The organism is Gottfriedia endophytica, assembly GCF_017814275.1.
In the GTDB taxonomy this organism is placed as follows: Bacteria; Bacillota; Bacilli; order Bacillales; family Bacillaceae_G; genus Gottfriedia; species Gottfriedia endophytica.
Genome location: NZ_JAGIYQ010000007.1, coordinates 167,439 through 187,846 on the forward strand (window position 1 = coordinate 167,439; position 20,408 = coordinate 187,846).

Below are 20,408 nucleotides of genomic sequence, written 5' to 3' on the forward strand. Positions count from 1 at the left end.
AATAAAAAACCCCTTTTCAAGACGAAAAGAGGTTAAAAAATATGCCATTTTCGTCTCTTATCTGCCAGAAAGAAAATCTTTCTGTTGGAATTAGCACCGTGCCTTACTGAGCTTTTCGCTCAGGCGTTTTACTAAACGCCCCATTTCACAATGGTATTACGGTCGGTTGCTGGGCATCATCGGGCCAAATCCCTCCGCCTACTCAAAATAAGAGTTAATCGACTATTCAATTTTAATAAAGCTATTTTTCAGTTATCCCCCACTTATCTTCGCGGGATAAGTTGAATTATATTTAGCAAAAATTCAAATGTCAACAGATTTTTTAGAATTTATTATATAAATCAATTTTTCTGTCTTCAAAAATTGGTATTGTATTACGTATCTCTTGCACTTTTTCTAAATTAATTTGTGCATTTAATATTTCTTCTTCCATTCCACCTTTTGCGAGCACTTCTCCCCAAGGGTCAATGATTAACGAATTTCCACCAAAGGTGTTATCCTTGTCTTTCCCTACTCTATTACAAGCTACTACAAAGCATTGGTTTTCAATCGCTCTAGCTTTTAATAAAATTTCCCAATGCTGAATTCGCTGAACAGGCCACTGTGCTACAAAAAACAATAGTTTTGCTCCGCCAATAGCATGCCCTCTCATCCATTCTGGAAAACGCAAATCATAACAAACAAATCCGGCAGTTTTGTATCCTTCTATTTCAAAAAATGCATCAGATGTTCCTGCTTGTAAATAGTGATGCTCGTTCATTAGTTGGAATAAATGAACTTTATCATATGTTTTAATTAATTCACCAGCTGAATTAATTATGACTAATTCATTGAAAACGCCAGTTTCTTTTTTGATTGGCAGAGAACCACCCACGAGCCAAATTGATTTTTGTTTTGCTATTTTTTTTAAGGTTTCAATCACTTCATCTTGCTCATCCGTATGCTTTTCAATTACATCTAAGCAATATCCTGTTGTCCATAGTTCAGGCAAAACAACTACATTTGCACCAGCATGAACAGCCTCTTCAATCTTTTGGATCGCATTTTTTAAATTAACACTTGTATTCCCTAATTCGACATCCATTTGAACACACGAAATTGTTAACAAACTAATCATCCTATTCAAAATTTTATTTACAATTTACCAAGTAGCTTATATGATGATTTGTATTATTGCAACAAAAAACTATTCATTAAACCATACGGTATGTGAAATTTTTAGATTATAATTTTAAAATCGAGGTGTTTTGTTTGAAAAGAAGCCAATTATTAGAGCAATTACCAAGTCAGTTTTTCGCATCACTTGTTACAAAAGTAAATAAAGCCGTTAATGAAGGCAGAGATGTTATTAATTTAGGTCAGGGAAATCCTGATCAACCAACTCCTGAACATATTATTTCTGCTTTACATTCATCATCATTAAATCCAACATCTCACAGGTATTCACCTTTTCGAGGAACAAAACGCTTTAAAGAGGCTGTAAGTGAATTTTACCATTCAGAATATGGGGTTGAATTAGATCCAGAAAAGGAATTAGCAATATTATTTGGTGGCAAAGCAGGGTTAGTTGAATTACCTCTTTGTTTATGTGATCCGGGTGATACAATTCTAGTACCTGATCCAGGTTACCCAGATTACTTATCTGGTATTTCATTATCCAGAACCAAACCATACATGTTGCCTCTTCTTGAGAAAAATGGATTTTTACCAGATTATGATTTAATACCTAACGATGTTAGTGAAGCTAGTAAAATATTATTTTTAAACTATCCAAATAATCCTACGGGTGCAACTGCAACCAGCGAATTCTTTGAAAAAACGGTTGAATTTGCTACTCAAAATGACATTGTAGTTTGTCATGATTTTGCCTATGGAGCTTTTGGTTTTGATGGGAAAAAGCCTCTTAGTTTCTTACAAACTCCTGGGGCTAAAGAATGTGGAATTGAAATTTATACGTTATCGAAAACCTATAATATGGCTGGATGGCGTGTAGGATTTGCAGTTGGAAATGCAGAAATCATTGAAACGATTAACCTTCTTCAAGATCACTTATACGTTAGTTTATTTCCAGCAATCCAAGATGCCGCAACAGAAGCTTTACTAGGTTCTCAACAATGTGTAGCTGAATTATTGGCAATTTATGAAAAACGAAGAAATGTTTTTATTGATGGATGTAAGAGCTTAGGATGGGATGTTACTGCTCCTCAAGGATCTTTTTTCGCATGGTTACCTGTCCCTGAAGGATTTACATCACAATCATTTGCTGATTATTTACTAGAAAATGTCAATATTGCAGTGGCTCCTGGTAATGGCTTTGGTGAACATGGTGAAGGATACATACGCGTAGGTTTATTGACAGATGAATCGCAATTATCCGAAGCAGTTCATAGACTTCAAAAACTAGAAATTTTCTAAAATATAAAAATTTTGTTTGACAATTAGTAGTTCGCCGTGGAATAATCCTCTTAAGTTGAAAATTCAAAATTAAATATCTTCTTATTCAGAGTAGGTGGAGGGAACAAGCCCGATGAAGCCCGGCAACCGACCATAGTCATTTATGGCACGGTGCTAATTCTTGCAGCAATTTTGCTGAAAGATAAGGAGTTGCTAAAAGCCTCTCCTTTGTGAGAGGTTTTTTCTTTTTAAAATTACTTTTTAGGAGGCGAAAACGAGTGAGTGGTATCATCGCAACATATCAAATTTATGATCAAGTAGCTAACTTAGAAAAAAGAGCTGAGTCAATCGCACTTGGATTAACTGTTGGCTCATGGACAAATTTACCTCAAAACGATCAAATACAATTACTAAAGCATAAAGGGAAAGTTACTTCTGTCCGTGTTGATGAATCAGCTGGAAATAGAACAAAAGGAATCATTGAAATATTTTATCCTAGCCATAATTTTACCGCTGATTTGCCTGCTATTTTAACAACTGTATTTGGAAAGCTTTCTTTAGATGGTGAAATTAAGTTAATCGATCTTCATTTCTCAAATGATTTACTTGCTTTATTTCCAGGGCCAAAGTTTGGAATTAGTGCGATTCGTGAAAAATTACAAGTTTTTGATCGCCCTCTGTTAATGAGTATTTTCAAATCAGTGATTGGTCGTGACCTTAACTATATCGGTGAGGAATTACGCAACCAGGCACTTGGCGGTGTAGATTTAATTAAAGATGACGAGATATTATTTGATACTTGTACTTCTCTCGAGGAAAGAGTCGTACAAGGAAAAAATATTTTACAACAAGTTTTCGAATCAAATGGACAGCGAACTTTATATGCTGTTAATTTAACTGGTCGTACATTTGAATTAAAGGAAAAAGCAAAACGTGCTGCAGAATTAGGTGCAGATATTTTCTTATTTAACGTATTTGCTTATGGTTTAGATGTTCTTCAATCTCTTGTTGAAGATCCCGACATTTCGGTTCCAATTATGGCCCACCCTGCTATTTCAGGAGCATTTACTTCTTCACCAGATTATGGAATCGAATCAAGTCTATTATTAGGAAAATTAGTCAGATTAGCTGGAGCAGATTTTAGTTTGTTCCCTTCTCCATACGGAAGCGTTTCTATGGAAAAATCTAAGACTTTAAAAATAGCAGAATATCTTACTGAACCAAATGGATTGCTTAAGACCTTTCCTGTCCCATCTGCAGGTATTCACCCAGGACTTGTCCCACAATTAATCGCTGATTTTGGGAATGAACAAGTAATTAATGCTGGAGGTGGTGTCCACGGACATCCTGATGGACCAATTGGTGGAGGTAAAGCATTTAGAGAAGCAATAGCGGCTACTTTATCAGGAATAACACTAGAAGATTATGCTAACCAAGCACCTTCTTTACAAAAAGCAATTGAATTATGGGGAGTAAGATCATGACAATAAAAGTATTTTGCGATTTTGATGGAACGATTACGGAAGGAGATAATATTGTTTCGCTAATCAATCAATTTGCGCCTCCTTCGATCCGTCCGATAAAAGATGAGGTATTAAATGGAACTATTTCAATTCGTAAAGGTGTAGAAACAATGTTTTCTACAATCCCTTCAGCTTATCAGAAAGATATGACTGAATACATTCTGTCAAATACAATTATACGTGATGGATTTCATGACTTTGTTCAGTTTTTAGATTCAGAAGATTATGAATTAACAATCGTTAGTGGTGGATTAGATTTCTTCGTTTATCCGATTCTAGCTGACTATTTACCGATTGAACAAATCGTATGCAATCGAACTGATTTCTCGGGCGAAACCGTAAAAATCCATTGGGAACATTCTTGCGATGAACAATGCGAGAATGACTGCGGGCTTTGTAAACCAAGTGTTATGAGAAGATTAAGCTCAGCAGAAGATAAAATCATTGTCATTGGGGATTCAGTCACAGATTTACAAATTGCCAAACAAGCAGATTTTATCTTTGCTAGAGATTTTTTAAAAGAAAAATGTGAGGAACTTAGTTTACCTTACGAACCTTTTAACGATTTTTACGATATTTTACAGTCATTAACTAAGAAGGTGATTTAATGGAACATTTTTTTACCCGTTTAGAAGAAATTAAAGAAATTAAACAGACACTTGCAAAGCGAGATTGGTTCCTAGGAACGAGTGGTAACTTATCAATAAAAGTAAACGATCATCCCCTCCTGTTTTTAGTAACAGCAAGTGGAAAGGATAAGACCATCCATTCTAGTAGTGATTTCCTTGTCGTAGATGAAAATGAACAGTCAATTTGGGATCAAACAAAAAATCCATCCGCTGAAGCAATATTACATAAACTCATTTACAAAAATTCAAATGCTGGTTGTGTTCTCCATGTTCATACGATCGCGAATAATCTGATTACACAATCCTTCCCTACTAATAAGGAAGTCTCCTTTTCTGGAAGTGAAATAATTAAAGCCCTTGGTCTTTGGGAGGAAAATGCTGAAATAAGTATCCCGATTATTCCTAACCATGCACATATCCCTACTTTAGGTGAAGCTTTCTTACCTCATATTAACGGAAATCATGGAGCAGTATTGATCCACAACCATGGGATTACGGTTTGGGCTGAAACAGCATTTGAAGCAAAAAAACAATTAGAAGCATATGAGTTTTTATTTCAGCTTACTTTACAATCAAAGCCGACTAGTTTGTCAGTTTAAAAGAAGATTCCAATTAGGAACTAATTAACAATACGTATAAATGAAAGGAAGATGGAAATGGCAACAATTTATGTTAAAGAAAGAGATTTCACAATTACTAGTGAAACAGAAGTAAGAGCTTATTTAGAGGAGCAAAATGTCATCTATGAAAATTGGAATATTACTAACCTTCCAGAACAGTTAAGGGAAAAATTTCAATTAAGTGATTTAGAAAAAGAAGAAATCTTATCAGTGTTTGAAAATGACATTAAAGTAATATCCGAACGTCGAGGGTATTTAGCTAGTGATGTTATTTCACTTTCAGAATCAACTCCTAATCTAGAGGAGTTACTTAAAAATTTCAATCGTGAGCATCACCACACTGATGATGAAGTGCGTTTCATCGTAAGTGGCCACGGTGCATTTATTATTCAAGGTTCTGAAGGATTTTTTCATGTGAATTTAGAGCCAGGTGATTTAATTTCTGTTCCACCAAATATACGTCATTATTTTACATTAGCAGATGATCGTAAAGTCGTAGCAATTAGGCTTTTTGTGACAACTGAAGGCTGGATGCCAATTTACGAATAAAGACAACATAATATAATTGATGAATTAAAGAACTCTAGAATAGATTTTTAATTGAAAGTTAAGTAAATGAATAAAATTATTTATATATAAGTGTTTATATTTAATGACACGCATTTAAATGCTGTAAAAAGAAGGATAGAAAAGTAGAAGAAAGTGTTTGCAATTCTATCCTTTTTGCACTACATTTGACCTCATTTACTATAAAGCATGCGTTCAATAAGAACAAAAATTATTTTTTACTAAATTATAAAAACTTTATTTATATCCAATACTTCTGAAATAGTTTTCCCTTGAAGGGAGGAGAATAAATACACCTAATAAAAGTGCTAAAAATAGCATAATAAAACTACCAGCAATTACTGACATTTTAATTGATCCATAGTGAGTAGAAAACCCGATTAGTATGGTTGAAACTATCACTAATACTGCCTCTAAAAAACCATAAATACTTCCAACTCTTCCCATTATCTTAACATTTACGTTTGATTGGTAAAATGTATCAAATCCTGTATTTGCAAAAGACAACGCAAATGATAATAAGAAAAATCCGAACCCACCCATTGAAAAAGAATTAGAAAATGAATATATGATATATCCTAATGATAAAAAAATTGTCCCCATCCCCATTAGCCAAGAGGGATGTAGTCTCTTTGCAAAAATTGTATTAATAATTGCACCTATACCAATTCCTGCGCCAGCAATACTTACTAGAACACCATATTCTGTATTACTCAAATGAAGTACGCTCTTTGAAAACTTTACTTCTAATGAATCAACAGCAGCCGTCAAAACTAATAAACTATTAAACAAAAAATAAATAGTCATAACATAGATTGATTTACGACTGAATTTTAAAACCTCTGTAAAATCTTTCTTAATTAATTCGATGGAGAGCTTCTCATTTTTTACATTTCTCACTGCTACCTTATCCAAATTCGGCAAACAAGCTGTTACAATTCCTGAAATAATAAATGAGATAGCATTAATATTAATAGCGAACATGGGTGTGCCAATCATAAAAAGTAGTCCTGCAATAGCTGGTCCGGTTAGAAAGCCACCAGATTGAACTAAGCTACGCAAAGCATTAAAACGACTCCTCTGATTTTGTGGAATTAATTTAGTTATATAAGTTATTGATGTTGGATAAAACATTGAACTTCCCATATTGACGATAAATACGATGACAAAGATCAGAAAGACAGATGATATACTTGGTAATAAGAATAGTAATAATCCCCTCAAAATATCCAAAAGTACCATTAAATTCCTTTTGTTAAATCGGTCAATTAAACTACCTGCCCATAGGTTAGTAAGTATTGTTGCTAGAGGTTTCAAGGCATAAAGAGTGGATATAGCCAAAACAGATTTCGTCATATCCATAATAATTAGATTTAGTGCGATTAAATAAATCCAATCTCCGATATTTGAAATGCCTATTCCAAATAGTAAAAGCAATGGGTTTTTCCAAGAAATATTCATCTTATTTTTTTTCATTTTAACACCTCTACATTAATATTTTTAATTTGTACAAATAAAAAAACTCGCCCTCCAAGACCGTAGTCTTGGGGACGAGTTTACACTAACGTATCGTGGTGCCACCCCAGTTTGTTAATATGTCATCACATTAACCTCATTAAGTACATTTTAAACATACCCATGCTCTATAACAGGAGCCCCTGTCATACCATCGCCATTATTGGTTCCGATATGAAACTCAGAGTCTTGCTTCAATGGATCATTCATACTCCTTTTCAGCACCTGGAGCTCTCTGGAATGAATGAATTCTATTTACTCTTCTCTTCAAAGTTTTTTTATTATTTTCATATTATTATAACTTTTCTGTCTTATTTGTCTACTGTTTTTTATTAATTCCTTATTTCACTAAACTGCCAGATAGTGAAATAAGAAATAATCATTCAGCCCTTATTTTTGTACAACTATCTCATGCGTTAATTATATAAAGAAGCTTTGATAACCTTTCCATTTAATTAAACTTAAAGGCACCCCTATTACATAATAGTCCCCTTATTCCATAAAATCTCTTCTAGAGTGTATGTTTGTAAATTACAATACCCTTTTTATTAAAGATCGATATTTCTATTCCATCATTAATAGTTAAATTACTTTTATTTTTATCATAAAATACTAACAAACCACGCTTTCCTTCAAAAGGTTTTGTTACAGATTTACCATCACTAAATACAACTTTGACTTCATTTGCTTCTTTAAGTAGATTTTTATCTTCTATAATTACAGATACGTGAGGACTACCTGTGCTTGTCATACCTATTATCACTTTTTCTTTGCTGTTACCTACCCAACCTGTTTGGTTTTCTATTATTTTTCCGTTTTCTTTGGAGAGACCATAAATGCCATTCTCATATAATATCAATGTAGAATTTTGAACATCCTCTATTGATAATGGTTCAATTTTTTTCTGACTAACAAATTGCTTAATTTCATTTTGAGATAAGCTAGAATAGTTGGATTGTCCACCATACTTAGAACAACCCATTACAAGTCCACAAATAAGTAAAGCTATACTCAATATGAGACATTTTTTCATTATAGTTTCTCCCCTACACCAGATTAAATATTTAACTCTACTAGCTCCTCCAAAGCGAAAAAATTGAACCCAGTCTAAATTGATCATAATTTAAATTTTCGAGGAACTCTACAACAACTTCCATAATTAGAAACACACCTTACAATAAATGTCCTAATATAATGATATTAAATATTAAGGGTGAATAATCCTTTAATTTCTCCCCTATTCAAACTAAAATGTCCATTCATTAATCTGCCGTTTACTACAATAACATCAAAATAAATTACCACCTTCTTCATCCACGATCCTATCAAATTTCCATGAATTTCCTCGTTAGGTGAAGATATTCATAAATAACATTTTATTCAAATTAAAAAAGTACAGACTGAAAGAAATCTCTAGTCTGTACTTCGCCATTCTATTTCATTCGCTTTTTATACACATTCATCGAAATCACATAAAACAAAATCCCAACTCCCACTAACCATAACACTGCTGTTACAATCTCACCAGATACTGGGTGGCCAGCCAAAAGTGAACGCACACTCCCGGCAATGGGTGTCATCGGCTGATTTTCGGCAAAAGCCCGAAGTCCACTCCCCATATTATTTGTTGGAACAAAGGCGGAACTTACAAACATCAGCCCCAATAGCAGATAAGAGAACACGCTCGCACCTTCATAAGATTTTGCCATAAGCCCGAATGCCACCGCCATCCAAGTAAAAGCGAAAATGGTGAGCAGTATCATACCCGCTGCTAGTAGCCACTCCACAAAATCAGCGTGAGGACGGAATCCCATGAGAAAAGAAATGAGAATCACTGCAATAACTGATAATAAGTTTAATAGTAAAGTAGATATGACATGCCCTCCCAATATGGATGATTTGGCGATTGGCATAGAATGGAATCTGTCAAAAATACCTCTAGTCATATCTGTATTCACTCGAACTGCTGTATAGGCAATCCCATTTCCAATACACATAAGCAATACACCTGGTACGATAAAATTCACATATTCAACTTTATTCATTGTCATGGCACTACCGAAAATATAGACAAAAGCAAGCATAAGCAAAATCGGCATGAGAATCGTTGTGATAATCGTGTCAACACTTCGTAGTGAATGTTTCATCACCCGACTGCTCATGGTAAAAGTATCGCTGAAAAAATGTTTTCCGCTCATGACTATTCTCCCTTCTTTGCAGTAACAGTGAGGAAAATTTCCTCAAGTGTCGGCTGTTTTTCCACATATTCCACTTTTTTAGGCGGAAGAATTGCTTTTAGCTCATCCATTGTGCCCTGTACGAGAATTTTTCCTTCATGCAAAATAGCAATGCTGTCAGCTAGTTGTTCGGCTTCTTCTAGATATTGGGTAGTCAGAAAAACGGTAATACCAGCTTTCACCATTCCACGAATCACATCCCACAAAGCCAAACGTACTTCGGGGTCAAGTCCGACAGAAGGCTCATCAAGAAAAACAAGTTCCGGTGAGCCAAGTACTGTCATTGCTAAATCCAAGCGTCGTTTCATACCGCCTGAATAAGTAGCAAGTGCTCGATCGCCAGCTTCTTGTAAATCAAAGCGACGTAGGCTTTCCTCCACAACTTTTTTTCGATCAGGCAAGTGGCGAAGTTTTGCTACTAGGTCGAGATTTTCCCGCCCTGTCAAAATATCATCTACCGCCACATTTTGTCCGGTTAGGCTGATTTTCTCACGTACTTGCCCGGGGTTTGTTTGAAGGTTGGTACCACAAACTTCAATTACACCTCTATCTGCTTGCAGTAAAGTAGTTAAAATTTTAATAATAGTGGTTTTACCGGCACCATTTGAGCCTAATAAAGCGAAAACACTGCCTTTTTTTACTTCAAAATTCACACCTTTTAATACTGGGACATTTTTGTAGGATTTTTCAAGTTCTCTTACTGAAACAGCAAGATTACTCATCTTTCTTCCCTCCCAATTCTTTCAAGATACTTTCATTTAGGTTCTTACTCCAGTTAGCAGTGTAAGTTTTGGCATTTTCCAATAGTTCATCACAGAAGGAAGCAACGTCTTCGCCAGTAATCTCCAAAACTTGTTTACCATCTGCCGCGCCGGCTTCAAATAAATCAATTAATTCATATTGAATTTGCAACATATCATAACCGTTTCCCGCAGCAAAATTCCACATATATCCTTGAATTTTTTTATATACGAATTGATAATCCTCTGGAAATTTTTCCACCCTTTCCATCATAGCCTTATATTCTTTTTTATCTCCAACCATTTTTTTCAGAAAGTCTAACATTTTATTTTTCCTCCTTTAAGGTATTTATTTTTGATGAAACAAAATCCCATTTTTTCCAAAATTGTTGTAATTCCTCATGCCCAGCTTCGTTTAATGAATAAAACTTACGAGGCGGGCCCATTTCAGAGCGTTTTTTCTGAATATTTACCAATTCTTTCTTTTCAAGCCGTACCAAAATGGTGTAGACTGTACCTTCGACAACCTCTGTAAATCCCAGATCATTAAGGAGGCGGGTAATCTCATAGCCGTAAGTATCACCCCGACTGATGATTTCAAGTACACACCCTTCCAATGAACCTTTAAGCATTTCTGTTAAATTTTCCATTGCATACAACTCCATAATTATTTAGTTAAATTAATTTTATGTCTATTTAGTAAAAGTAAACTGCAACATGATGTAGCGGAGGGGCAAAAATATTGAATAGTATTTTAATAAAACCACCTTCCCATCTAATTAGTAATACAGATATTCAGTATCACTTAGTACTTGAGATAGTAATACTAAATAGCTTATGCATCTAGGATTTCATTTATTACTTTTTAATTGAACACTTTTCAGCTATTTAGTGTTACGGATATTCAGTGTTACTTATTAATAGTATATTGTATTACTAAGTAGCGGAATTGATACACGTTTTATAAAATAAATTTAAAAACACTTCCAACTATTTAGTGTTACAGATATTCATTACTACTTAGTACTATTACATAGTATCACCGAGTAGCGAGGTTATCAAGTAGTTAAGTAAAAAAAAATTAAAAATGTTTTGTTTTTACCTAAATGTAATAAACCCCTGCACTCCTCCACCTTTCGTATTCCCGTACATAATGTAAAAAGAAGAGGAACTATTCTATAACATTTGATATAGTATCCTCTTCTAATTATAGTAGGTTTAAACTTATTTCATTCGTGCCTTTTTTTAACCTCTCCCCACTTTTTTCTCCACCATCGGAATTAATTAACCATTTCTTTTCCACATAGATTATGAATAAATATTATCCAAAAAGAATATTCTACTAATTATAAATCTTATAATAACTACCATTTAAGCGTTTACATATTGTATATTTTATTAATAAAAATAAATTACGATTATTGATTTAACAAATAGTATTGTGTAAACTACTCTTTGTACTTAATTTTTAATGGTTCTTTAATTAATATTTTACTATCCAAATATTCTTTGATTTTACTATTTTAATATATGATTTAGTATTTTTGAATTATTTGTGAAATACCTTACAAAGAAAGAAGGTTTGAAATTCGTGACAAAAAAAATGACACTTATTAGCTTAATATTAATGGTGTTTACATCTGTCTTTGGTTTCGGCAACATTCCTACTGCATATTATTTAATGGGTTATGGTGCAATTCCTTGGTATGTATTGTCAGCATTATTGTTCTTTATCCCTTATGCTTTTATGATGGCTGAATTTGGTGCTGCATTTAAAACCGAAAAAGGCGGAATTTATTCTTGGATGTCAAAATCTGTAGGACCTAAATTTGCTTTTATTGGTACTTTTATGTGGTTTGCATCTTATGTTATTTACATGGTTAGTACTTCAAATAAAATATGGATTCCTTTTTCAACTGCTATTTTCGGTGCTGACCAAACTCAAACATGGTCATTTTTCGGATTATCTTCAACACAAACAATTGGTTTATTAGCAGTTGCATGGATGGCATTCGTTACATTCTTTGCATCTAAAGGATTAGAAAAAATTAGCAAAATCTCTTCTATTGGCGGAATTGCAATCATGTGCTTAAACTTAGCATTATTACTTGTAAGTATAGTGATTTTATTCTTAAATGGCGGTAAATTAGCTGAGCCAATTACTAGTATTCATTCTTTCACTCATTCACCGAACACTTCATATGGTACGCCTCTGGCTGTATTATCATTTGTCGTTTTTGCAATTTTTGCTTACGGTGGAATCGAAGCGGTAGGTGGTCTTGTAGACCAAACTGAAAATGCTGAGAAAACTTTCCCTAAAGGTATTGCAATTTCAGCATTAATTATTTCAATTGGGTACTCAATTGGTATTTTTGTATCTGGTATTTCTGCTCATTGGTCTACTGATTTAAGTTTAAGTACAACTAACTTAGGAAATATCACATATGTTTTAATGAATAATTTAGGTTTTAAACTTGGTACTGCTTTAGGAATTGATGTTTCTACTGCTAAAGAAATTGGTACTTGGTTTGCTCGTATTACAGGTTTATCAATGTTCCTTGCTTATTCAGGATCATTCTTTACGTTAATCTATTCACCATTAAAAACGATTATACAAGGTACACCAAAAACACTTTGGCCTAAGAGCTGGACAAAAGAATCTGCAAATGGAATGCCTGTCAATGCAATGTGGGTACAATTTGCAGTTGTTAGTATCATTGTATTAATGGTTTCATTTGGTGGAGATAGTGCGTCAGCTTTCTTTAATAAAATTACATTAATGACTAACGTAGCAATGACATTACCAATTTTATTTTTAGCATTAGCTTTCCCTAAATTTAAAAAGAATAATGCGATTGAAAAACCATTTGTTGTTTATAAATCTAATAAAACTGGGTTAATTGCTTCCTATACAGTTGTTATATTAGTAGGATTTGCTAACATCTTTACCATCATTCAACCTGCATTTAGTGGAGATATTGGTTCAACGTTATATATGATTGCTGGTCCAATCTTCTTCACAATTGCTGCATTATTAATCTATAATCGCGGTGAACGTAAGAAAGATATAGAGCAAAATAAAGCTGCTTAAACATAATATCTAAGGTTAACTTAGTTTTTTACGAACTAAGTTAACCTTTTTTCTTTATATCCCCCTCACTATCACCCCTACTTTTCCTCTAATTTTATTTCTCACTGGATAAAACTTTTAAATTTGAAAATAGTAATATTATCTAACATTTTTGAGAAGTATTTTGGAGTGATTATATGGATAAAAAATTATCATTAGTTGGATTAATATTAATTGTTTTCACATCTGTTTTTGGTTTCGGTAACATCCCTACTGCATTCTACTTAATGGGATACAGTGCAATACCTTGGTATATCCTTGCTGCGTTGACATTCATTATTCCTTACGCATTTATGATGGCAGAATACGGCGCTGCATTTAGACATGAAGAAGGCGGAATTTATACTTGGATGTCTAGATCTGTTGGGCCACAATTTGCTTTTATTGGAACCTTTATGTGGTTTTCATCTTATGTAATATGGATGGTTAGTGTATCTTCAAAGGTTTGGATTCCGTTTTCTACTTTTGTTTTTGGTTCTGATAAAACTCAAAATTGGTCATTATTGGGATTATCTTCTACTCAAACAATTGGTCTACTTGCTTTATTATGGATGGCAGTCGTTACTTTTTTCGCTTCAAAAGGGATCGAAAAAATAAGTAAAGTAACTTCAGTAGGTGGAATTGCAGTTGCTTGTTTAAACCTTGTCCTATTAGTAACTAGCCTTATTATTTTGTTTTTAAATAAAGGAACTTTTCAACAACCAATTAGTAGCAATTCATTTTTTCATTCTCCTAACGCAGCATACTATTCTATGCTGGCTGTGCTTTCTTTTGTTGTTTTTGCGATATTTGCATACGGAGGGACTGAAGCAGTTGGGGGATTAGTTGATCAGACTGAAAATGCTAAACGTAACTTTCCAAAAGGGATTACAATTTCAGCGATTATTATTTCGATCGGTTATTCACTTGGGATATTATTGTGCGGGATATTTGCAAATTGGCAAAGAGATTTAAACGCTAGTACAACTAACCTCGGTAATATCACATACGTTCTTATGTATGATTTAGGATATGGTTTAGGAAAAGCACTTGGTTCTGATTCGTCAACTTCAATTACAGTCGGAACATGGTTTGCACGAATAACTGGATTATCTATGTTTTTAGCATATACAGGTGCATTTTTCACATTAATTTACTCACCACTAAAAACGATTATTAAAGGAACACCAAAAGAACTTTGGCCAGAAAAATTATCAAAAACAAATGACATTGGTATGCCAGTTAACGCAATGTGGGTTCAATTTTTTATCGTTGGAATTATTATTGTATTGACTTCCTTTGGTGGACAAGGAGCTTCTGCCTTTTTTAACAAATTAACCCTTATGACAAATGTTTCAATGACATTACCTTATATCTTTTTAGCCTATGCATTTATAAGATTCAAATCAAACACAGATATTCACAAGCCCTTCGAAGTCTATAAAACAAGGGGTGCTGCAGTCTTTTCAACTTTTATCGTTATTTTAGTTGTTGGATTTGCGAACTTATTTACAATCATACAGCCTGCAATTGAAGGAGATCCTAGTTCTACGATTTGGATGATTGCTGGTCCACTATTATTTTCTATAATTGCGATTTTGATTTATTCTCGAAGTAAGAACAAAATTGATAAGTATGAAGGTATTGGATAATAAAATTCACTTGATAATTTTTAAGTTTAAAGACCACAGAAAGAGTGGTCTTTTCCTTTTGTTATTAGCTTTTAATTACAAATCTAAATACCACAACAGTTTAGTTTCATGTGCTACTTCTGAGTTGTAATACCCATTAATATCTATTGTTCCTAGAGTAAAACCCATTTTCGAATAAAATTTACAAGCTGAGACATTTATATTTTGAGTTTCAACTATCAATCTTGAGTAATTATTAGCCTTAACCCAGTTGTATACTACTTTTAGCAAATCCTTGCCTAATCCATGTCCTCTAAAATCAGGGTGTATTCTCAAATCCCATAATACAGCAACTTTTTTATCTTTTGACATTGGAGGAGTAACCGTTGCACCACCAATATAGAGATCATTATATTCGATCACAAAAATACCCCATTCATCTAAATTAAATAATTTAGACCAGTTAAGCGGATGTACTTCTTCAATCTCATCATAGTTTTTAACGTAAGGAGTGCAATTTTGTTCAATTAACTGTATACCACCCAAACCTTTATTTATGTGAGAAACATGAAGAATGGATTTCACCTCAAATGAAATGGGAATTTTAGAGTAACGTTCCATTTCTTTAGAGCAAATTTGTTTAATAGACATTTTATTATCAAGCAAATCTATAACCTCCATAACTCATACGTTTTTATCTAAAGAACTTTATAATTTACCTGGAGAAATGACCCTTTTAAAACTGCATTAAAATTCTCATTTTTAAACAAACTAAACTATACTATTTGACCAGAAAGGAGATTCCAATGATTAAACTCGTACTTATTCGTCACGGTCAAAGTTTATGGAATGTTGAAAATCGATTTACCGGATGGACTGACGTCGATTTATCGAAAAGTGGTCTGTCTGAAGCCAGAGAAGCAGGAATCATTTTAAGAAAAAACGGTTATGCCTTTGACCTTGCATTTACTTCTGTTCTCAAAAGAGCAATTCGTACATTGTGGATTATCTTACATGAAACAGATTTTGTGTGGGTACCAGTTCATAAGACATGGAGATTAAATGAACGACATTACGGGGCACTTCAAGGACTGGATAAAACTGAAACAGCAAAAAAATACGGAGATGCAAAGGTGCAAGAATGGAGAAGGTCTATGGATGTAAGACCACCTGCATTAGAACGTGATGACCCGAGATATGTTATTCATGATCCTCGATATAAAGACTTAAAAGAAGGAGATTTCCCTCTAACTGAAAGTCTTGAAGATACAGAAAAACGTGTTTTGAAATTTTGGGATGAAGCAATTGCTCCTGCAATGAAAGCGGGCCAAAGAATTATTATTTCTGCACACGGTAATACATTACGAGCAATCATCCAATACCTTGACAAAGTTTCTGCTGACGGCATTGCGTCTCTCAATATTCCAACAAGTATACCCCTTGTATATGAGCTTGATGACAACCTTAATCCAATTCGCCATTACTATTTAAGTATGGACGGTGAAGTTCCTCATGGAGTGATTCCGAAGCACATCCCACCAGAAATGCTTGATCAAGAAGAGATGAATGGAACTCATATTAATTCACATGAAGAATAAAGTTTCTGCACCTCAATTGTTAGCCACAAATATCGATTGGAGGTGCAATTTTAGTATAAAAGCCAGTTAGATCTTGTCCATCATAAATGACAACATGATGTTTAATACTATCAAATGCATAAAGCCACAGCTTCGGATATCGGCTTGGTACATTATTAAAACTCCATTCATAGCTACCTCTTTTTCCACATTCTTTTACTCTTTTGGGTAACTTGCTTTGAACATTTTTCACCACTTCTTCAATAATTTTCTTAACGTTAAAATCCATATTTTTATGTAAAGTTGTAATCGTCAGATCAATATCACTAGTATCATTAATGAAATCACCTCTTATTACGCTTCCATCAATCATCACACTTATTATTTCATTTTGTATGGATGATCTTATCTTTTGTAATTCATATTTTAATAGTTGAATATTTTCTAAAACTTGGTTTAGAACCATTATACGATTACTATTTTATGTCTATGTACAAGAAATATAAATTAACTAATTTCCTATAAATTTTTATATATTATTTTACAGATATTTCTAATAATTATACACTAATATTAAGTCAGAACCTGGAGGATATAAATGGATGCTTTTATTTTCTGGTTATTCATTCTTATTATATTAGTACTTAACATCACTTTTATAACACTTCACAAAAAAGATAAGCTAAATTTGATAATCTCTGGAATCGTTATGCTATTTCTTGGCCCAATCTTTGGATTTTCCAGTGGGGCATTATTTATTCATTTTTATGATACCAGTTCAGGTAATACTGGTGAGGGCGCCGGAATTGGTGGAGCTATTATTGGACTTATCACGATTCTGAACAGTTTCGTCATTTTAGCTATTGGTATTCTAATTTGGTTAATTAGACTTTTCAAAAATAGACAATCAAAATAAAGGTAGAAAAGAAGAAACTTTTTCTTATTTTCTACCTTTATTCCTTAAATTGAGCGCATGACTACTAAAATTTGTTTAGTTTTTAAAGTAAATGTACTTTTTGTTATATTTTATAAACCACTTTTATTCATTCCCTATTAAGGATAAATTGATGACCAATGTAACTATTCAAAATATCATAAGCTCTATATATTGAATATAGATATCCATTGGGGAGGTGAATATGTGAATTCTTCTTCGTTTTACACGATCGTCATATTAATTGCTGCTTTAGTTTTATGGCGAAGAACTAGAGCTATGTATCGTCCCATTAAAGGAAACGGAGTCAGATTTATACTACCAGTCCTTTATTTAATGCCTCTTTGTTTCCTTCTAATTGCGAATCCAAAGGTTCATTTAGCTGCTTGGACATGGGGTTGCGCATTTGCAATCGGATTCCTACTATCTATCCCACTTATTTTGACGACAAATTATGAACTTCGATCTGATCACAATATATACGCTGTAAAAAACAATAACTTTATATTGTTATTTCTAGTCGTATTTCTCATTCGTTTTCTACTACGTGATTACTTTAAATGGCTAGGGCCAGACACTGAAGGTGCATTTTTTGTGACCGTTGCACTTGGCTACGTTTTACCTTGGAGAATTGTATCGTTTCTCAAATTCCGTAGGTTACTCAAAAATATGAGCCAAAAACATATAAACTTTGATCAATAAATAAAAATAGGGGAACCAAAATGGTCTCCCTATTTTTATTATGTTTAATTTAGTATCCATTTACGAACAACATCAATTGAATTTTGAGAAGGATTAGATCCATTAATAATTAAATCTGCGTACCATTTTGTAGGTTCAACAAACTCGTTATGACGATGTCTTACTAGATCGAGAAATTCTGAAGAAATTTCTTCAAAAGTTTCTTCGTTTCTATCTCTTTTTAACCTTCTCACTAATCTCTCATCTGATGGACAATCAATAAAGATCTTCAAATCAAGTTTCTCTCTAATTTCCTCAAAATATAAGACCATCAAACCTTCTACAATAACAACATCAAATATTTTAGATTCTATAAATTTATTAATATCGCTTTTTAGCTTATTAATATCAACAGAATTAGGATGGTCATAATCCTCATATTTCCTTCCATTGTATGGAGCATTTACTATTGGTTTTACTTCTTTAAAATAATCATCTGTAGATATTGTTTTAACTTTTAAGATATCTAAATTTTTTTCTAAGTTAGTACAAAAAGTGGTCTTCCCACTGCCTGAACCACCTGATATTCCAATTAAAATACAGCGTTCAAATTTATTCATTAAAGCCTCCTTTAATTTTCAATAAATCTATATCGGGAGCAGGCTGCCACATAAGTTTTTTTTGAGTCCCATTTTTGGTTTTATACTATTTAGTGAACAAAGGATTATTTTTCAGTAATTTGAAATTTCGTTTTTAGTACTGAAAAAACGGATTCAAGTGTAACAATCTTCTATTATTTATTCTTTTTACAGTGATAAAGTCCTTCCTTATTAAACTACTGTGCCCAACTAACTTGCCCTACATTTACATAAGTGATTTATAAATTTTAATCAATATTTATTAATAGCTTTTCAAAAAATTTCGCTACATGAAAGCCATCTACTGTGGCATGGTGCGATTTTATAGAAACTGGCATAGACAATCTCCCGTTTTGTTCAGAATACTTTCCTATTGTGATAATTGGCTTCAAGTAGCATGAAGAATTAGCAATATTTAAAGAAAAATTATCAAAATTCACCCACGGGATAGCTGATATATCAAATGTGTTTAAAGGCTGATTAACTTTAGGAAACATTTTTTCAGAACAAACATATTTTCCAACTTCTGATTGGTAATCAGTTTGAAAATCGACCATACTCTCAATTTTATCTAACCAAATACACTGAAATTTTTCTTTTTCTTTATCAAAAATAGTAAATGCGGGAACTAGATAATCCCAACACACCAATTCATCTTCAATAAAATCATAACGGTAATTTTTAATTGAGTTGATAGATTTTGTTATATAAAAAATCATATAAGCATAGAAACTGAAATTATTATCTCGACAATATTTTACGGCATTAGTTACATCAATTTTCATTGTCATCTCATGAGTAACATTTAATTCCAAATAATAATTAAAATATTCTTTCCTCTCCCAATCTTCCAAATCAACATAACGATATTCAGACATTTCTTCACACCTAACTTTTATAAAATAAAATTTTAATAAATTTGTGCTAAAAATAACTACTATATTTACAAACTTTTCCCTTTTCTTTTTTACTAAAATGCCAATTACTTGTATCCCTATACTTTACGGTTAATTCATTACTAATTTCACTCATATCAGGTAATTGCATTAATTCCATATTCTATTCACTTTAGTTAACGCATCACCTTCAAAAGTTAATTTATAGATATCTGGCATCGCAAGTTCATTCCAAAAATCATAATCATATTTCTGATCAAAAAAATTCATAATTAGGACCATAATATTGCCATGCGTACCAATAACAACGTTTTTGCCACAGTAATTTTTTAATATGTTATTCATTGCCTCAATTCCTCTTTTTTGTGCAGTAATATTTGATTCTCCACCGTCCCAAGATAGATTAAAATCCTTCCAAACTTCGCTTATTACATGGTTAAAATCCTCAACTGGCTCTTTTGATAGGACCCGTTCTTTAAATTTCTCTTCAATGATAATTTCTTGTTTTAACGATTTGGCAACCTCTTCAACTGTTTGGATAGTGCGTTTATATGGACTTGAAACAACGTAGTCGATTTTTTCTTTTGAAAGTAGTTCAGCAACAATTTTTGCGTCAGAAAAACCTCTTTCAGATAATGGACGTCCCAATTCATCAGGTGTATAAGTAGAATGTGCATGTCGTACAAAGTACAAGTTCGTTATCATAGAGCTCTCCCT

Annotated in this window: 22 protein-coding genes, 2 riboswitches and 1 other annotated feature; of the genes, 10 read left to right on the forward strand and 12 right to left on the reverse strand. The window is 33.0% G+C overall.

Annotated features, from left to right (window positions below):
- Window positions 1-54: 54 nt before the first annotated feature.
- Window positions 55-214: riboswitch (SAM riboswitch) on the reverse strand.
- A gap of 108 nt (window positions 215-322) precedes the next feature.
- The gene (locus J5Y03_RS12340) at window positions 323-1,108 is read right to left on the reverse strand and encodes a carbon-nitrogen family hydrolase (RefSeq protein WP_245208876.1); all 786 of its coding nucleotides are present in this window, start codon (window positions 1,106-1,108) and stop codon (window positions 323-325) included.
- Window positions 1,109-1,251: 143 nt separating this feature from the next.
- Between J5Y03_RS12340 and J5Y03_RS12345 the strand changes: the two genes are divergently transcribed.
- From J5Y03_RS12345 to J5Y03_RS12365, 5 genes are all read left to right on the forward strand, one after another.
- Window positions 1,252-2,415: a pyridoxal phosphate-dependent aminotransferase gene (locus J5Y03_RS12345; protein ID WP_209406064.1), complete on the forward strand. Its 1,164-nt coding sequence runs from the start codon at window positions 1,252-1,254 to the stop codon at window positions 2,413-2,415.
- A 78-nt stretch (window positions 2,416-2,493) separates the two neighbouring features.
- Window positions 2,494-2,603: riboswitch (SAM riboswitch) on the forward strand.
- Window positions 2,604-2,672: 69 nt separating this feature from the next.
- Window positions 2,673-3,878, forward strand: a complete 1,206-nt coding sequence (locus J5Y03_RS12350) for a 2,3-diketo-5-methylthiopentyl-1-phosphate enolase (RefSeq protein ID WP_209406067.1) — start codon at window positions 2,673-2,675, stop codon at window positions 3,876-3,878.
- Window positions 3,875-4,525, forward strand: a complete 651-nt coding sequence (locus tag J5Y03_RS12355) for a 2-hydroxy-3-keto-5-methylthiopentenyl-1-phosphate phosphatase (protein ID WP_209406069.1) — start codon at window positions 3,875-3,877, stop codon at window positions 4,523-4,525. The genes J5Y03_RS12350 and J5Y03_RS12355 overlap by 4 nt, the downstream gene beginning before the upstream one ends.
- Window positions 4,525-5,145 (forward strand): methylthioribulose 1-phosphate dehydratase, encoded by a 621-nt coding sequence (locus tag J5Y03_RS12360; protein ID WP_209406071.1) that lies wholly within the window; start codon window positions 4,525-4,527, stop codon window positions 5,143-5,145. Before J5Y03_RS12355 ends, J5Y03_RS12360 begins: the two co-directional genes overlap by 1 nt.
- Window positions 5,146-5,202: 57 nt before the next feature.
- Entirely contained in the window at window positions 5,203-5,715 is a 513-nt protein-coding gene (locus J5Y03_RS12365) for a cupin domain-containing protein (RefSeq protein ID WP_209406073.1), read from the forward strand.
- A 255-nt stretch (window positions 5,716-5,970) separates the two neighbouring features.
- Here J5Y03_RS12365 and J5Y03_RS12370 read toward each other — a convergent pair whose 3' ends face one another.
- The 6 genes from J5Y03_RS12370 to J5Y03_RS12395 form a co-directional block, all read right to left on the reverse strand.
- A complete protein-coding gene (locus J5Y03_RS12370; protein WP_209406075.1) occupies window positions 5,971-7,209 on the reverse strand; it encodes an MFS transporter in 1,239 nt (412 codons plus the stop codon).
- A gap of 67 nt (window positions 7,210-7,276) precedes the next feature.
- Window positions 7,277-7,528, reverse strand: a binding site (T-box leader).
- A 231-nt stretch (window positions 7,529-7,759) separates the two neighbouring features.
- Window positions 7,760-8,281 (reverse strand): hypothetical protein, encoded by a 522-nt coding sequence (locus tag J5Y03_RS12375; RefSeq protein WP_209406076.1) that lies wholly within the window; start codon window positions 8,279-8,281, stop codon window positions 7,760-7,762.
- A gap of 400 nt (window positions 8,282-8,681) precedes the next feature.
- Window positions 8,682-9,446: an ABC transporter permease gene (locus J5Y03_RS12380; RefSeq protein ID WP_209406078.1), complete on the reverse strand. Its 765-nt coding sequence runs from the start codon at window positions 9,444-9,446 to the stop codon at window positions 8,682-8,684.
- 2 nt (window positions 9,447-9,448) lie between these two features.
- Window positions 9,449-10,207 (reverse strand): ABC transporter ATP-binding protein, encoded by a 759-nt coding sequence (locus tag J5Y03_RS12385; protein ID WP_209406080.1) that lies wholly within the window; start codon window positions 10,205-10,207, stop codon window positions 9,449-9,451.
- On the reverse strand, window positions 10,200-10,550 hold the full coding sequence (locus J5Y03_RS12390; protein WP_209406083.1) for a DUF1048 domain-containing protein: 351 nt from the start codon (window positions 10,548-10,550) through the stop codon (window positions 10,200-10,202). The genes J5Y03_RS12385 and J5Y03_RS12390 overlap by 8 nt, the downstream gene beginning before the upstream one ends.
- Before the next feature lies 1 nt (window position 10,551).
- Window positions 10,552-10,875: a PadR family transcriptional regulator gene (locus J5Y03_RS12395; RefSeq protein ID WP_209406085.1), complete on the reverse strand. Its 324-nt coding sequence runs from the start codon at window positions 10,873-10,875 to the stop codon at window positions 10,552-10,554.
- 941 nt (window positions 10,876-11,816) lie between these two features.
- Between J5Y03_RS12395 and yjeM (J5Y03_RS12400) the strand changes: the two genes are divergently transcribed.
- On the forward strand, window positions 11,817-13,316 hold the full coding sequence (gene yjeM / locus J5Y03_RS12400) for a glutamate/gamma-aminobutyrate family transporter YjeM (protein ID WP_322099577.1): 1,500 nt from the start codon (window positions 11,817-11,819) through the stop codon (window positions 13,314-13,316).
- 176 nt (window positions 13,317-13,492) lie between these two features.
- Complete coding sequence (gene yjeM / locus J5Y03_RS12405; protein ID WP_209406087.1) at window positions 13,493-14,986, forward strand: glutamate/gamma-aminobutyrate family transporter YjeM; 1,494 nt, start codon at window positions 13,493-13,495, stop codon at window positions 14,984-14,986.
- A gap of 75 nt (window positions 14,987-15,061) precedes the next feature.
- On the opposite strand, the gene J5Y03_RS12410 is transcribed toward yjeM (J5Y03_RS12405), so the two are convergent.
- Window positions 15,062-15,631 (reverse strand): GNAT family N-acetyltransferase, encoded by a 570-nt coding sequence (locus J5Y03_RS12410; protein WP_209406089.1) that lies wholly within the window; start codon window positions 15,629-15,631, stop codon window positions 15,062-15,064.
- 140 nt (window positions 15,632-15,771) lie between these two features.
- On the opposite strand from J5Y03_RS12410, the gene gpmA reads away from it, so the two are divergent.
- Entirely contained in the window at window positions 15,772-16,563 is a 792-nt protein-coding gene (gene gpmA, locus J5Y03_RS12415) for a 2,3-diphosphoglycerate-dependent phosphoglycerate mutase (protein WP_209406091.1), read from the forward strand.
- A 19-nt stretch (window positions 16,564-16,582) separates the two neighbouring features.
- Here the strand turns inward: gpmA and J5Y03_RS12420 are convergent, their stop codons facing one another.
- Complete coding sequence (locus J5Y03_RS12420) at window positions 16,583-17,008, reverse strand: hypothetical protein (protein WP_209406093.1); 426 nt, start codon at window positions 17,006-17,008, stop codon at window positions 16,583-16,585.
- A gap of 132 nt (window positions 17,009-17,140) precedes the next feature.
- Between J5Y03_RS12420 and J5Y03_RS12425 the strand changes: the two genes are divergently transcribed.
- Together J5Y03_RS12425 and J5Y03_RS12430 are read left to right on the forward strand one after the other, a co-directional pair.
- Window positions 17,141-17,458, forward strand: a complete 318-nt coding sequence (locus tag J5Y03_RS12425; RefSeq protein ID WP_209406095.1) for an inner-membrane translocator — start codon at window positions 17,141-17,143, stop codon at window positions 17,456-17,458.
- Between the two features lie 225 nt (window positions 17,459-17,683).
- Window positions 17,684-18,178 (forward strand): cytochrome c biogenesis protein CcdC, encoded by a 495-nt coding sequence (locus J5Y03_RS12430; protein ID WP_209406097.1) that lies wholly within the window; start codon window positions 17,684-17,686, stop codon window positions 18,176-18,178.
- A gap of 44 nt (window positions 18,179-18,222) precedes the next feature.
- On the opposite strand, the gene J5Y03_RS12435 is transcribed toward J5Y03_RS12430, so the two are convergent.
- From J5Y03_RS12435 to J5Y03_RS12445, 3 genes are all read right to left on the reverse strand, one after another.
- Window positions 18,223-18,777 (reverse strand): uridine kinase family protein, encoded by a 555-nt coding sequence (locus J5Y03_RS12435; RefSeq protein WP_209406099.1) that lies wholly within the window; start codon window positions 18,775-18,777, stop codon window positions 18,223-18,225.
- A 266-nt stretch (window positions 18,778-19,043) separates the two neighbouring features.
- Window positions 19,044-19,673, reverse strand: a complete 630-nt coding sequence (locus tag J5Y03_RS12440; RefSeq protein ID WP_209406101.1) for a CatA-like O-acetyltransferase — start codon at window positions 19,671-19,673, stop codon at window positions 19,044-19,046.
- 168 nt (window positions 19,674-19,841) lie between these two features.
- The gene (locus J5Y03_RS12445) at window positions 19,842-20,396 is read right to left on the reverse strand and encodes a histidine phosphatase family protein (RefSeq protein ID WP_209406103.1); all 555 of its coding nucleotides are present in this window, start codon (window positions 20,394-20,396) and stop codon (window positions 19,842-19,844) included.
- Window positions 20,397-20,408: the final 12 nt, after the last annotated feature.

What these genes read in the sequence shown, in the direction of transcription:
- J5Y03_RS12385 (WP_209406080.1), bottom strand. Translation starts at nt 10,207, where the DNA reads ATGAGTAATCTTGCTGTTTCAGTAAGAGAACTTGAAAAATCCTACAAA.
- J5Y03_RS12440 (WP_209406101.1), bottom strand. Translation starts at nt 19,673, where the DNA reads ATGTCTGAATATCGTTATGTTGATTTGGAAGATTGGGAGAGGAAAGAA.
- J5Y03_RS12445 (WP_209406103.1), bottom strand. Translation starts at nt 20,396, where the DNA reads ATGATAACGAACTTGTACTTTGTACGACATGCACATTCTACTTATACA.
- J5Y03_RS12395 (WP_209406085.1), bottom strand. Translation starts at nt 10,875, where the DNA reads ATGGAAAATTTAACAGAAATGCTTAAAGGTTCATTGGAAGGGTGTGTA.
- gpmA (WP_209406091.1), top strand. Translation starts at nt 15,772, where the DNA reads ATGATTAAACTCGTACTTATTCGTCACGGTCAAAGTTTATGGAATGTT.
- J5Y03_RS12390 (WP_209406083.1), bottom strand. Translation starts at nt 10,550, where the DNA reads ATGTTAGACTTTCTGAAAAAAATGGTTGGAGATAAAAAAGAATATAAG.
- J5Y03_RS12420 (WP_209406093.1), bottom strand. Translation starts at nt 17,008, where the DNA reads ATGGTTCTAAACCAAGTTTTAGAAAATATTCAACTATTAAAATATGAA.
- J5Y03_RS12365 (WP_209406073.1), top strand. Translation starts at nt 5,203, where the DNA reads ATGGCAACAATTTATGTTAAAGAAAGAGATTTCACAATTACTAGTGAA.
- J5Y03_RS12360 (WP_209406071.1), top strand. Translation starts at nt 4,525, where the DNA reads ATGGAACATTTTTTTACCCGTTTAGAAGAAATTAAAGAAATTAAACAG.
- J5Y03_RS12355 (WP_209406069.1), top strand. Translation starts at nt 3,875, where the DNA reads ATGACAATAAAAGTATTTTGCGATTTTGATGGAACGATTACGGAAGGA.
- J5Y03_RS12375 (WP_209406076.1), bottom strand. Translation starts at nt 8,281, where the DNA reads ATGAAAAAATGTCTCATATTGAGTATAGCTTTACTTATTTGTGGACTT.
- J5Y03_RS12425 (WP_209406095.1), top strand. Translation starts at nt 17,141, where the DNA reads ATGGATGCTTTTATTTTCTGGTTATTCATTCTTATTATATTAGTACTT.
- J5Y03_RS12370 (WP_209406075.1), bottom strand. Translation starts at nt 7,209, where the DNA reads ATGAAAAAAAATAAGATGAATATTTCTTGGAAAAACCCATTGCTTTTA.
- J5Y03_RS12380 (WP_209406078.1), bottom strand. Translation starts at nt 9,446, where the DNA reads ATGAGCGGAAAACATTTTTTCAGCGATACTTTTACCATGAGCAGTCGG.
- yjeM (WP_209406087.1), top strand. Translation starts at nt 13,493, where the DNA reads ATGGATAAAAAATTATCATTAGTTGGATTAATATTAATTGTTTTCACA.
- J5Y03_RS12435 (WP_209406099.1), bottom strand. Translation starts at nt 18,777, where the DNA reads ATGAATAAATTTGAACGCTGTATTTTAATTGGAATATCAGGTGGTTCA.